We start from the raw sequence: 11,777 nt of genomic DNA on the forward strand, positions 1-11,777 counted from the left end.
GACCCCGTGTCCCACTACATCTACCTCGTCCGCCACGGCGAGCAGCAGGACGCCGAGCACGGCATGCCGGACGGCCCGCTCTCGGCCCGTGGTGAGCGCCAGGCGAGGCTCATCGCCGAGCGGCTCGGCGGAGTCCCCTTCACCGGAGCGTGGCACTCGCCGCTGCGCCGGGCCGAGGAGACGGCCGCGCGCTTCCAGACGCTTCTGCCGAGCCTGCCGCTCCAGCCGTCCTCGCTGCTGTTCGACTGCATCCCCTCGGGGCCGACCCCGGACATGCCCAAGGCGTTCGAGCCCTTCTTCGGCAGCGTCACCGCGGCCGAGATCGAGGCGGGGCACGCGCAGATGCAGGACGCGGTGGCCGAGTTCCTGGCGCCGTCGCGCGAGGACCGCCACGACCTCCTCATCACCCACAACTTCGTGATCGGCTGGTTCGTCCGCCACGTGTTCGACGCTCCCGACTGGCGGTGGCTGGGCCTCAACCAGGCCAACTGCGGGCTGACGATCATCCGCGTCCGCTCCCGCAAGCCGCCGGTGCTCGTCGTGCACAACGACCTCTCGCACCTGCCCGTGGAGCTGCGCACCGGCCTGCCCGAGGCCCAGCCGTACTGAGCTGCGGGCTACGCTGAGTCGGTGACTACCTCCGTCGCCGTGGTCGGCGCGTCCGGCCGACTCGGCTCGTTCACCTGCTCGCTCATCGAGGCGTCGAGCGAGTTCTCGCTCGTCGCGCGGCTCGGCTCGCGGAGCGATCCCGCCGAGATGCTCGCGGCCGACGTCGTCGTCGACATGACCGTGCCGGCCGTCAGCCAGCAGATCGTCGACTTCGCCGTGGCCAACGGGAGGAAGGTGCTCGTCGGCACCTCCGGCTGGACCGGCGACCGGATCGCGGCCCTCCGGCGCAGCGTCGCCGAGCAGCCGGAGGCCGGCGTCGTGATCATCCCCAACTTCTCGCTGGGCTCGGTGCTCGCGACCGCGCTGGCCACCGTGGCCGCGCGCTTCTTCGACGCCGCCGAGATCGTCGAGACCCACGGCGCCCGCAAGGTCGACTCGCCCTCCGGGACCGCGGTCCGCACGGCCGAGCTGCTGCTGCGCGCCCGGGCCGAGCTCGGTCCGGTGCAGGCTCCGCACACCGACCAGCGGGCCCGCGGCCAGCAGGTCGCGAGCGTCCCGGTCCACAGCCTCCGCCTGCCCGGAGTGGAGGCGCGCCAGGAGGTCGTCTTCGGCGGCACCGGCGAGACGGTCACCATCAGGCACGACACCACCTCGCAGGCGTCCTACGAGCAGGGCGTCCTGCGCGCTCTCGACGCGGTCCGGACGACCACGGGCGTGGTGGTGGGCCTCGACGCGCTGATCGACCTGCGCGCCGCCTTCGACGCCGCGCCTCTCGCCGAGCGGCCGGTCGACGAGCAGCCCGTCATCGACCGGGCTCCGTCCGGCCAGGCCGCCGCAGCGACGAGCACCCCGTGAGGACCCGCGTCGGTGTCGTCCTGATGGCGGTCCTGCTCGCCCTCTACCTGTTCGTCTGCCTGCAGTACTCCGTCGTCGCCTTCGCCGCGGCGACGGTGCCCGGCATCGTGATGGGCGTCGGCCTGCTGATCCTCGGCGCCGTCGGCGTCTGGGGGCTCGTGCGCGAGCTGCTGTTCGGGCTCCGCGCCGAGAAGCTGGCCCGTCGGCTGGAGGGCGAGAACGCGCTGCCGCAGGAGGTCCTCGACTCGCGGGCCAGCGGGCGTCCGCTCCGGGAGGAGGCGGACGCGCTGTTCCCGCAGTACGCGGAGGAGGTCGACGCGCAGCCCGGGAGCTGGCGCGCCTGGTACCGCCTCGGCCTCGCCTACGACGCCAGCGGCGACCGCAAGCGCGCCCGAGGCGCCATCCGCCGGGCCATCGCGCTGGAGCACGAGGCTCCGGCCTGACGGCTCGGCCGCGACCCGAGCGCGGCTCTCCGGGCGAGAACCGCTCGGGCGCCCGGGATCAGGCGAGCACCCACTCCAGCGCCGCGCCGACCGTGCGGTGGCGGAACTCGAAGCCGTCGTCGAGCAGCCGCTGGGGGACCAGGCGCTGGCTCGAGAGCAGGAGCTCGTGCCCGGCGTCGCGCAGCGCGAGCTCGATGATCTTCTCGGGGACGGCCAGCTTGAACGGGCGGTGCAGCTGCTCGGCGAGGGTGCGCATCACGTCGTTCGCGGTCGCCGGCACCGGTCCGGCCAGGTTCACCGGGCCCGAGAGCGAGGACGTGAGCAGGTGGCGGATCGCCGCGGCCTCGTCGTAGAGGCTGATCCAGGGCCAGGCCTGGTTGCCGCTGCCGAGGGGTCCGCTGAGGCCGAGCTTCGTCAGAGGCAGGAGCGGCTTGAGCGCGCCGCCGTCACCGAGGACGAGCCCGGTGCGAGCGGTGACCACCCGCGTGGCCTCGGGCGCGAGGTGAGCGGCCTTCTCCCAGCGGTCGACGACGTCGGCGAGGAACCCGTCGCCGCGCGAGGACTGCTCGGTGAGCTCCTCGCCCGGGCGGTCTCCGTAGTAGCCGACCGCGGAGGCGTTGATCAGCGTCGTCGGCGGGGTCGAGGACATCCGCATCGCGTCGGTGAGGGTCTGCGTGGACTGGATCCGCGAGTCGAGGATCTCCCGCTTGTAGGACGCGGTCCACGGCAGGCGGCTGATCGAGGCTCCGGAGAGGTTGATCACGGCGTCGACGCGGTCGAGCACGCTGAAGTCGAGCATGTGCGAGGTGGGCGCCCAGTGGAACTCGTCCGGGCTCGACGGCGCGTGGCGCACCAGGCGCAGGATCTCGTGCCCCTCGGCGCGCAGCTGGCGGGTCAGCTCGGAGCCGATCATCCCGCTGGCGCCCGAGATCAGGACGCGGAGCCGGGGAGCGGACGCATCCGGCCGGGCCGAGGGCAGCTCGGACGGCGTCGACACGTGCTCGCCCGGCGTGCGCGCGGCGCGCCGCGGCGAGCCGGAGTCCGTGGTCCCGTCGTGGTCGGAGTGCCGTGCGGATGAGTCGCTCATGGTGCCTCCCGGAGCCGGTCGCGGGCCGCCCGCGAAGCGGACCCAGCCTAGAGCCTCACGCCCGGGAGCCGGCCGAGCGCCCGACCAGGCCGGCCCGCGCGAGCACGAGGTAGAGCTCGCAGCCCAGGCAGAGGCCGAACACGGCGTTGAGGAAGGCGGCGAGGAAGGCGACGGCCGCGGCGACCGGAACCGATCCCGGGACGCCGGCGACGTGCAGGAGGACGCCGGCGCCGGTCACCACCAGGCCGATCAGCTGGGCGAAGCGCGGCGGGCGGGCGTCCTCCCACTCGCGCGGCGGTGCCAGGTGCGGCCGGACCACCCGGCGGAACAGCACCGCCCAGGGGCCGGAGCCGACGCCGCGCGCGGCCGACCAGGCGAAGAGGGCGGCGAGCGCGAGCAGCAGGAGGAAGCCGGGCTGGGAGAGCCGGCCGTCGAGGTCGGCCCGGGCCGCGGCCGCGAGCCCGAGGCCCACGGCCGTGAGGAGGAGTGCGGCGGTGACTCCGGCGGCGACCCTCGGGCCGCGGGGATCGACGGTGCCGGACGGGGGAGTGGCGCCGGTGGTGGAGGGGGAGCGGGTGCTCATCATGTCTCCTGGAGTCGGTCGAGCTCGATGGTCAGGGCGGCCCGGGTCGGAGCGCCGCCGACGCGGCTGCGCGGCACTCCGTCTCGATCGAGCAGGAGGAGCGTGGGCGTCTGCCGGACGCGGAAGCGCGCCGCGAGGTCGGGGCGGTGCGTCAGATCGACGTCGAGGTGCGCCAGCCCGGGCCGCTGCTGGGCGAGCTCCCCGAGCATCCGTCGCACTGCAGGGCACCGCGTGCAGACGTCGGTCGAGAACTGCACGACTGTGGCCCGGGTCCCGAGCACTGCGCCGGGGACGAGCTCGCCGGGGTCGATCGCGGGGTCCTGGCGCGAGGGGGCGCTCGCGACGCGCCCGGAGCGGGCCCGATGGACAGCCCCGAGGACGACGCCCAGCACGACGAGGCCGAGCAGTGCGGCGAGGATCGTCACGGGCTCCATCCGGGAAGCGTAGGTCGGCGCGGGCGCTCCGCGGACGACTGTTTCGGGATGTGACGACGGCCGCGGTCGGAGCGTGGTCTAGGTTCGATCCGTGACCGAACAGAGCAGCCTCAGCGCAGACCCGAGCAGTCCCGTCTTCCGCAGCGATGTCGTCGTCGAGCTGGTCCGCGCGAGCGCCCACGACTCCGACGTGCTGTTCGCGGCCCGCGTCTCGACCCAGGGCGAGAAGACGCTCGCCGAGGCGCTCGACGGCGAGGAGTCCGACGCCGAGCTGCAGCGCAAGCGCGACCGCGGCCTGATCAACTACCTCATGCGCGACCGCCACGGCTCGCCGTTCGAGCACAACTCGATGACCTTCTACGTGCAGGCGCCGATCTTCGTCTTCCGCGAGTTCATGCGGCACCGCATCGCCTCCTACAACGAGGAGTCGGGCCGCTACCGCGAGCTCCGCCCGGTCTTCTACGTGCCCGGCCCCCGCCGCAACCTCGTGCAGGTCGGCAAGCCCGGCGCCTACTCCTTCGAGCCCGGCTCCGCGGAGCAGGCCGAGCTCGTCGCCGAGGAGACGCGCCGCGTCAGCACGCAGGCCTACGAGTCGTACCGGCGGATGCTCGGCGAGGGCGTCGCCCGCGAGGTCGCCCGGATCGTCCTCCCTCTGAACATCTACTCGTCGATGTACGTCACGCTCAACGCCCGCTCGCTGATGAACTTCCTCTCCCTGCGCACCAAGCGCGAGGACTCGACGTTCCCCTCCTTCCCGCAGCGCGAGATCGAGATGGCGGCCGAGCAGATGGAGACGCACTTCCAGGAGCTGATGCCCCTCACGGCCGCCGCCTTCACAGCGAACGGCCGCGTCGCCCCGTAGCCCGCCGCCCGGCGAGGACGAGCGGGCCGTCCCCCCCCGATCCGCCTGCTGCCGTCCGCGCGGGCGGCTCCGGGAACCTCCTCCCGGCGGCGCGGCGGCGACCCGCTACCCTGGCAGCGTGTCAACTCCGGAGAATCCCTTCGGCCAGGTCCTGGTCGCCCTGGTCACCCCGTTCACCGCCGACGGCGAGGTCGACTGGCCCGGTGTCGAGAAGCACATCGACGACTGCATCGCAGCGGGCGCGGACGGCATCGTGGTCACCGGGACCACGGGCGAGACCAGCACCCTGACCGACCCGGAGAAGATCCGCCTCGTCGAGGTCGGCCGCTCGGTCGCCGGCGGCCGCGCGAAGATCATCACCGGAGGCGGCTCGAACGAGACCGCCCACGCCATGCAGCTCGCCCGTCAGAGCGAGAAGGCCGGCGCCGACGGCAACATGATCGTCACCCCGTACTACAACAAGCCCACCCAGGCGGGCGTGCTCACGCACTTCCGGATGATCGCGGACGCGACGGACCTGCCGGTCATCCTCTACGACATCCCCGGCCGCACCGGCGTGCCGATCCGCTACGAGACGATCCTGCGGGCGGCCAAGCACCCGAACATCCTGGCCGTGAAGGACGCGAAGGGAGATCTCTCCGAGGTCAGCCGCGTGCTCAACCAGACCGACCTGATGTACTTCTGCGGCGACGACGCGAACGTGCTGCCCGAGCTCGCCATCGGCGCCACGGGGCTCATCGGCGTCACCGCGAACATCGCCGCCGCGCCGTACCGCACGATCGTCGACGCCGTGAACGCGGGAGACCTCCACGCGGCCACCCGTGCGCACCAGCAGCTCGAGCCGCTCGTGCGCGCCGTGATGACGCACGTCCCCGGGACCGTCGCCGCGAAGTACATCCTGCACGGCCTCGGCCGCATCTCCTCGCCGCGCGTGCGGCTGCCCCTGGTCGGCCCGGAGGAGTCGGAGGCGGCGCTCATCGAGGACGAGCTCGGCCTGGTCCGCGACATCCCGGGCGTCGACTTCCGCAACTTCCGGCCCGACCGCAACGCCGCGGCCGGCGGCGCCCTCCCGAAGGTCGCCGGCACCACCCGCTGAGCCCGAGCGGCACGTCCCGAGAAAGCACCGCTGGAGAAGGAGGGCGCATGCCCGGTCCCGTGATCATCCCCGCCCCGCTCGCTCCGGGAACGCTCCGGATCATCCCTCTCGGCGGCCTCGGCGAGATCGGCCGCAACATGACCGTCTTCGAGATCGACGGCAGGCTCCTGGTCGTCGACTGCGGCGTGCTCTTCCCGGAGGAGGACCAGCCGGGCGTCGACCTGATCCTCCCGGACTTCACGCCCATCCGGGACCGGCTCGACGACATCGTCGGAGTGGTCCTCACCCACGGCCACGAGGACCACATCGGCGCCGTCCCCTACCTGCTCCGGCTGAAGCGCGACATCCCGCTGATCGGCTCCACCCTCACGCTCGCCCTCGTCGAGGCGAAGCTCAAGGAGCACCGGATCACGCCGTACACGCTCACGGTGAAGGAGGGCGACGTCGAGAACCTCGGGCCCTTCGAGCTCGAGTTCGTCGCCGTGAACCACTCGATCCCGGACGCGCTGGCCGTGTCGATCGTCACCGACGCGGGCTCGGTGCTGCACACCGGCGACTTCAAGATGGACCAGCTGCCGCTCGACGGCCGGATCACCGACCTGCGCGCCTTCGCCCGCCTCGGCGAGGAGGGAGTCGACCTGTTCATGGTCGACTCCACCAACGCCGACGTCCCCGGCTTCACGCCGAGCGAGCGCGACATCGGCCCGGTCATCGAGAGCGTCATGGCCAGGGCGACCCGCCGTGTCATCGTCGCGAGCTTCTCCAGCCACGTGCACCGGGTGCAGCAGGTGCTCGACGCGGCTCACGCCACGGGCCGCCGCGTGGCACTGCTCGGCCGCTCCATGGTCCGCAACATGCGCATCGCCGCGGATCTCGGCTACCTGCACGTCCCTCCGGGAGTCCTGGTCGACATGAAGAAGTCGGGCGACGTCCCCGAGGACAGGATCGTCTACATGTCCACCGGGTCGCAGGGCGAGCCGATGGCCGTCCTCAGCCGGATGGCCAACCTCGATCACCAGATCGAGCCGGGGGAGGGCGATACCGTGATCCTCGCCTCCAGCCTCATCCCCGGCAACGAGAACGCGGTGTACCGGGTCATCAACGGGCTCACCCGGCTCGGAGCGACCGTCGTGCACAAGGGCAACGCGAAGGTGCACGTGTCCGGGCACGCCGCGGCCGGCGAGCTCCTCTACTGCTACAACATCCTCAAGCCGCTGAACGTGATGCCGGTGCACGGCGAGTACCGGCACCTGGTCGCGAACGCGCAGCTCGCGCGCGAGACCGGGATCGCGGAGGAGAACACGATCATCGCCGAGGACGGCACCGTGATCGACCTGCTCGACGGCAGGGCGACCGTCGTCGGACGGCTCGACCTGGGGTTCGTCTACGTCGACGGATCGTCGGTGGGCGAGATCACGGACGCCGACCTCAAGGACCGGCGGATCCTCGGCGAGGAGGGCTTCATCTCGATCATCGTGGTGGTCGAGGCGGGCACGGGGCGGATCGTCGTCGGCCCCGAGATCCACGCGAAGGGCTTCGCGGAGGACGACAGCGTCTTCGACGAGGTCAAGCCGCGGATCGCGGCCGCGCTCGAGGAGGCAGTGCGGAACGGGGCGAGCGATCAGCACGCGCTCTCGCAGGCCGTCCGTCGCGTCGTCGGCCGCTGGGTCAACACCTCCTACCGCCGCCGGCCCATGATCGTGCCGCTCGTCATCGAGGCCTGAGCCTCCCGGCCGGCGGCCGATCGGCGCCGGCCGTCGCGGCGCGGGTCACCGGCCCTGACGGGGGCGGCGGGTACGGTGGCCTCATGGCGACCAGTACCAAGACGACCTCGCGCGGGCGCGGCAGCGCGACTCCGCGCTCCGGCGCGCCGCGATCCGGCCGGGGCTCGGGCAAGGCGGCCGCCGAGACGAAGACGGTGGCCTTCGAGTCCGCCCCGCGCACCAACCCCGCGGTGCGGCTCTGGATGGCGCTGGCCCACCTCGCGGGCGGCGCCGCGCGCGCCCTCGGTCCCGAGCGGCTGGCGAAGGAGGAGCGCCGCGACGGCGTCCCCTTCCTGCTGCTGCTGCTGGCCGTCGCGGGCGCGGTCGTCGAGTGGTTCCTCGCGACCGACCCGGTCGCCCTGGTGCTCGACGCGTGGAGCTTCGGCGGCTTCTTCGGCCGTGTCGCCTACGTGCTGCCGGTCGTCCTGCTCCTCTTCTCCCTCTGGCTCTTCCGGCACCCCCGGTCCGTCGACGACAACGGACGGATCGGCGTGGGCGTCATCACGCTGCTCGTCGCCTCCGCCGGCATCTGCCACGCGCACCTCGGCCTGCCGCAGCCCGGCCAGGGCATCGAGACCATGGCGGCAGCGGGAGGCGTCCTCGGCTGGCTGGTAGGCGCTCCGCTCGCGGCGATCGCCACCGTCCCCGGCGCGACCGTGCTGCTGTCGCTCGTGATCCTGCTGTCGCTGTTCATCATCACCAAGACCCCGCCGAACCGCATCGGCGCGCGCTCGCGGGAGCTCTACGGCTACCTCTTCGGCGCCCCCGTGCTCGACGACGAGGAGCGCGCCCGCCTCAAGGCCGAGCGGGCCGCCGCCAAGGCCGCGGCGAAGGCGGAGGCCGAGCAGGAGGAGGACGCGCAGCAGGACGGCGGAGAGCTGCCCTGGTGGCGGCGCACCGAGTCCGGGCGCGAGGACGAGCCGACCGTGCAGACCGAGCTCCCGATCGACTCCTTCACCGAGGTGCTCGAGGGCACCGCGCCCGCCCGCGGCCGCGCGAAGGGCTTCGACACCGCGCTCGAGGAGCGCGACGACGAGGCCCACCCGCCGACCCGCTCCTACGCCACCGAGGTGCTGGCCGAGGCCGAGACCGCCGAGGCCGCGCTCGCCCGCTTCGAGCAGACGGGCGCTCCCCGCGGCGCGACCGGTGTGGTCGACGACGACGCGACCGAGGTCATCCGGCTCGACCGCCTCGACGTGGCGCCCGCCGTCCCGATCCCGCCCGTCATCGAGACCGGCCCGATCGCGCCCCTCGCCGAGGAGGACCCGACCGCCGGCTTCGACTCCTCGTTCGAGGACGACGCGCCGTACCGCCTCCCCTCGGCGGCCGCCCTCTCGACGGGCACGCCCTCCAAGGCGCGCTCGGCGGCCAACGACGAGATGGTCCGCGCCATCACCGAGGTGCTGCAGCAGTTCAACGTGGATGCGACGGTCACCGGCTTCTCCCGCGGCCCGACCGTCACCCGCTACGAGATCGAGCTCGGCCCCGGCGTCAAGGTCGAGCGCGTCACCGCGCTCAGCAAGAACCTCTCCTACGCCGTCGCCAGCAACGAGGTCCGGATCCTCTCCCCGATCCCGGGCAAGAGCGCGATCGGCGTCGAGATCCCCAACACGGACCGCGAGATCGTCTCGCTGGGCGACGTCCTCCGCTCGCCGGCCTCGACGACGTCCACGCACCCGATGACCATCGGCGTCGGCAAGGACGTCGAGGGCGGCTACGTCGTGGCGAACCTCGCCAAGATGCCGCACCTCCTGGTCGCCGGCTCCACCGGCTCCGGCAAGTCCAGCTTCGTCAACTCGATGATCACGAGCCTGCTGATGCGCGCGCGCCCGCAGGACGTGCGCATGGTCCTGATCGACCCCAAGCGCGTGGAGCTCACCATCTACGGCGGAGTGCCGCACCTGATCACTCCGATCATCACGAACCCCAAGAAGGCCGCCGAGGCGCTGCAGTGGGTCGTGAAGGAGATGGACATGCGCTACGACGACCTGGCGTCGTTCGGGTTCCGCCACATCGACGACTTCAACGCGGCCGTCCGCGCCGACGAGATCAAGCTCCCCGCGGGCAGCAGCCGCGTCCTCAAGCCGTACCCGTACCTCCTCGTGGTGGTCGACGAGCTCGCCGACCTGATGATGGTCGCCCCGCGCGACGTCGAGGACTCGATCGTGCGCATCACCCAGCTCGCGCGCGCCTCGGGCATCCACCTCGTGCTGGCCACGCAGCGGCCGAGCGTCGACGTGGTGACCGGCCTCATCAAGGCGAACGTGCCCAGCCGCCTCGCCTTCGCGGTGACCAGCGTGACCGACTCGCGGGTCATCCTCGACCAGCCGGGAGCCGACAAGCTCATCGGGCAGGGCGACGGCCTCTTCCTCCCCATGGGCACCAACAAGCCGATGCGCGTCCAGGGCGCCTGGGTCCGCGAGGACGAGATCGCGAAGGTCGTCGAGCACGTCACCCGTCAGGCGCAGCCCGAGTACCGCCAGGACATCACCGTGCAGGCGCAGCGCAAGGAGATCGACTCCGACATCGGGGACGACCTCGAGCTGCTGGTCGCGGCGGCCGAGCTCGTCGTCAGCACGCAGTTCGGCTCGACCTCGATGCTGCAGCGCAAGCTCCGCGTCGGCTTCGCCAAGGCCGGCCGGCTGATGGACCTGCTCGAGTCGCGCGAGGTCGTCGGCCCCTCCGAGGGGTCGAAAGCCCGCGACGTGCTGGTCACCGCCGAGCAGCTGCCGGGCGTCCTCGCGCGGATGCGCGGCGAGGACCCGGGTGAGGGGCCGGCCGCGCCGTCCTCGGTCGCCCCGGACCCGTACGCGGATCCGCTGGCCGAGCCGACGGGGCCCGCCGCCACCGACTACCACGACGACGACGAGGGGTCCGGCGAGGACGCCTGGACGCTGACGGGACGCGAGTGACCGTCCCGGTCGCCCGCACTGCGAGGAACGGCGGAGCACGATGACCCACCCCACCGCACCGGCTCCGGCCGCGTCGGGCAACTGGAACCTGCCGAACGCGATCACGGTCGTCCGGATCCTGCTGGCGCCCGTCTTCTTCTGGCTCCTGCTGGCCGACGGGGGGCAGGACGGCGGGATCCGGATCGCCGCGGCGATCCTCTTCATCGTCGCGATCGCCACGGACGGCATCGACGGGCACATCGCCCGGAGCCGGGGCCTCGTGACCGATCTCGGCAAGCTCCTGGATCCGATCGCCGACAAGGTGCTCACCGGCGCGGCGCTCGTCGGGCTCTCGATCCTCGCGGAGCTGCCGTGGTGGGTGACGATCGTCATCCTGGTGCGCGAGATCGGCATCACCGTCTTCCGGATGGCCGTGCTCTCGGATCGGGTGATCCCCGCGTCGCGGGGCGGCAAGCTCAAGACGATCGTGCAGTCGATCGCGATCTCCCTCGCTCTGCTGCCGCTCTGGGCCGTCCTCGGCGAGTGGGTCCACTGGCTGAACGGGATCACGATGACGGCCGCGGTGGTGCTCACGGTCGCCACCGGGATCGACTACCTCGCCGACGCCGCCCGCCAGAGCCGGGCCGCCCGGTCGACGCGGTGACGGCCGCGCAGCTGATCGCCGAGCTCCGGCGGCGGGGTGTCGACCTCGCCGTCGCGGAGTCGCTCACCGGCGGCGCGCTCAGCTCCGCCCTCGTGGAGGTGCCCGGCGCCTCCGCCGTGTACCGCGGGGGAGTGGTGAGCTATGCCACCGACCTCAAGGACCGGCTCCTCGGGGTCGACGCGCGCGTTCTCGGCGAGCGGGGTCCCGTCGATCCCGGAGTCGCCGTGCAGATGGCGCGCGGAGCGTCCTCGCGGCTCGCAGCCGACGGGCGTCCGACGCTCGGCCTGGCGACGACGGGGGTCGCCGGTCCGGATCCGCAGGGGGATGCGGCCGTCGGCACCGTCTTCGTGGCGGCCGTCCTCGGCGAGGACGAGCTCGTCCGTGAGCACCGGTTCGACGGCGACCGCGCCGCGATCCGCGCCGCCTCGGTCGACGCGGCCCTCGCCCTCGGCGCGGAGCTGATCTCCCGGGGGGCATGAGGCGGATACCC

At 72.7% G+C, this 11,777-nt stretch carries 12 protein-coding genes; 9 read left to right on the forward strand and 3 right to left on the reverse strand.

Features of this window, described 5'->3' with window-relative positions:
- Positions 1-6: 6 nt before the first annotated feature.
- From GSU40_RS06180 to GSU40_RS06190, 3 genes are read left to right on the forward strand one after another with little or no spacing between them, the layout of a single operon-like run.
- Positions 7-609 carry a histidine phosphatase family protein gene (locus GSU40_RS06180; RefSeq protein ID WP_104224462.1) on the forward strand — a complete coding sequence of 201 codons (603 nt, stop codon included), beginning with the start codon at positions 7-9 and terminating at the stop codon, positions 607-609.
- Between the two features lie 21 nt (positions 610-630).
- Entirely contained in the window at positions 631-1,464 is an 834-nt protein-coding gene (dapB, locus tag GSU40_RS06185; protein ID WP_104233262.1) for a 4-hydroxy-tetrahydrodipicolinate reductase, read from the forward strand.
- The gene (locus tag GSU40_RS06190) at positions 1,461-1,907 is read left to right on the forward strand and encodes a tetratricopeptide repeat protein (protein WP_104233263.1); all 447 of its coding nucleotides are present in this window, start codon (positions 1,461-1,463) and stop codon (positions 1,905-1,907) included. The genes dapB and GSU40_RS06190 overlap by 4 nt, the downstream gene beginning before the upstream one ends.
- A gap of 58 nt (positions 1,908-1,965) precedes the next feature.
- Here GSU40_RS06190 and GSU40_RS06195 read toward each other — a convergent pair whose 3' ends face one another.
- The 3 genes from GSU40_RS06195 to GSU40_RS06205 are packed head-to-tail and all read right to left on the reverse strand — an operon-like array spanning position 1,966 to position 4,011.
- On the reverse strand, positions 1,966-2,994 hold the full coding sequence (locus tag GSU40_RS06195; RefSeq protein WP_104238626.1) for a TIGR01777 family oxidoreductase: 1,029 nt from the start codon (positions 2,992-2,994) through the stop codon (positions 1,966-1,968).
- Positions 2,995-3,049: 55 nt separating this feature from the next.
- Positions 3,050-3,577 (reverse strand): DUF4395 domain-containing protein, encoded by a 528-nt coding sequence (locus tag GSU40_RS06200; RefSeq protein ID WP_104233265.1) that lies wholly within the window; start codon positions 3,575-3,577, stop codon positions 3,050-3,052.
- Positions 3,577-4,011, reverse strand: a complete 435-nt coding sequence (locus GSU40_RS06205) for a thioredoxin family protein (protein ID WP_104233266.1) — start codon at positions 4,009-4,011, stop codon at positions 3,577-3,579. The genes GSU40_RS06200 and GSU40_RS06205 overlap by 1 nt, the downstream gene beginning before the upstream one ends.
- Before the next feature lie 91 nt (positions 4,012-4,102).
- On the opposite strand from GSU40_RS06205, the gene thyX reads away from it, so the two are divergent.
- From thyX to GSU40_RS06235, 6 genes are all read left to right on the forward strand, one after another.
- The gene (gene thyX / locus GSU40_RS06210) at positions 4,103-4,873 is read left to right on the forward strand and encodes an FAD-dependent thymidylate synthase (protein WP_160034107.1); all 771 of its coding nucleotides are present in this window, start codon (positions 4,103-4,105) and stop codon (positions 4,871-4,873) included.
- 118 nt (positions 4,874-4,991) lie between these two features.
- Positions 4,992-5,969, forward strand: a complete 978-nt coding sequence (dapA, locus tag GSU40_RS06215; RefSeq protein ID WP_104224469.1) for a 4-hydroxy-tetrahydrodipicolinate synthase — start codon at positions 4,992-4,994, stop codon at positions 5,967-5,969.
- A gap of 47 nt (positions 5,970-6,016) precedes the next feature.
- Positions 6,017-7,693 carry a ribonuclease J gene (locus GSU40_RS06220; protein WP_104224470.1) on the forward strand — a complete coding sequence of 559 codons (1,677 nt, stop codon included), beginning with the start codon at positions 6,017-6,019 and terminating at the stop codon, positions 7,691-7,693.
- 83 nt (positions 7,694-7,776) lie between these two features.
- Positions 7,777-10,644 carry a DNA translocase FtsK gene (locus GSU40_RS06225; RefSeq protein ID WP_104313490.1) on the forward strand — a complete coding sequence of 956 codons (2,868 nt, stop codon included), beginning with the start codon at positions 7,777-7,779 and terminating at the stop codon, positions 10,642-10,644.
- Positions 10,645-10,684: 40 nt separating this feature from the next.
- Positions 10,685-11,287: a CDP-diacylglycerol--glycerol-3-phosphate 3-phosphatidyltransferase gene (pgsA, locus tag GSU40_RS06230; RefSeq protein ID WP_104309766.1), complete on the forward strand. Its 603-nt coding sequence runs from the start codon at positions 10,685-10,687 to the stop codon at positions 11,285-11,287.
- Positions 11,284-11,766: a CinA family protein gene (locus GSU40_RS06235; RefSeq protein ID WP_104224473.1), complete on the forward strand. Its 483-nt coding sequence runs from the start codon at positions 11,284-11,286 to the stop codon at positions 11,764-11,766. Before pgsA ends, GSU40_RS06235 begins: the two co-directional genes overlap by 4 nt.
- Positions 11,767-11,777: the final 11 nt, after the last annotated feature.

This window comes from Rathayibacter sp. VKM Ac-2805 (assembly GCF_009834265.1).
Taxonomy (GTDB): Bacteria; Actinomycetota; Actinomycetes; order Actinomycetales; family Microbacteriaceae; genus Rathayibacter.

Coding starts and splice junctions, on each gene's coding strand:
- pgsA (WP_104309766.1), top strand. CDS start 10,685: ATGACCCACCCCACCGCACCGGCTCCGGCCGCGTCGGGCAACTGGAAC.
- GSU40_RS06220 (WP_104224470.1), top strand. CDS start 6,017: ATGCCCGGTCCCGTGATCATCCCCGCCCCGCTCGCTCCGGGAACGCTC.
- GSU40_RS06200 (WP_104233265.1), bottom strand. CDS start 3,577: ATGAGCACCCGCTCCCCCTCCACCACCGGCGCCACTCCCCCGTCCGGC.
- GSU40_RS06195 (WP_104238626.1), bottom strand. CDS start 2,994: ATGAGCGACTCATCCGCACGGCACTCCGACCACGACGGGACCACGGAC.
- GSU40_RS06225 (WP_104313490.1), top strand. CDS start 7,777: ATGGCGACCAGTACCAAGACGACCTCGCGCGGGCGCGGCAGCGCGACT.
- GSU40_RS06205 (WP_104233266.1), bottom strand. CDS start 4,011: ATGGAGCCCGTGACGATCCTCGCCGCACTGCTCGGCCTCGTCGTGCTG.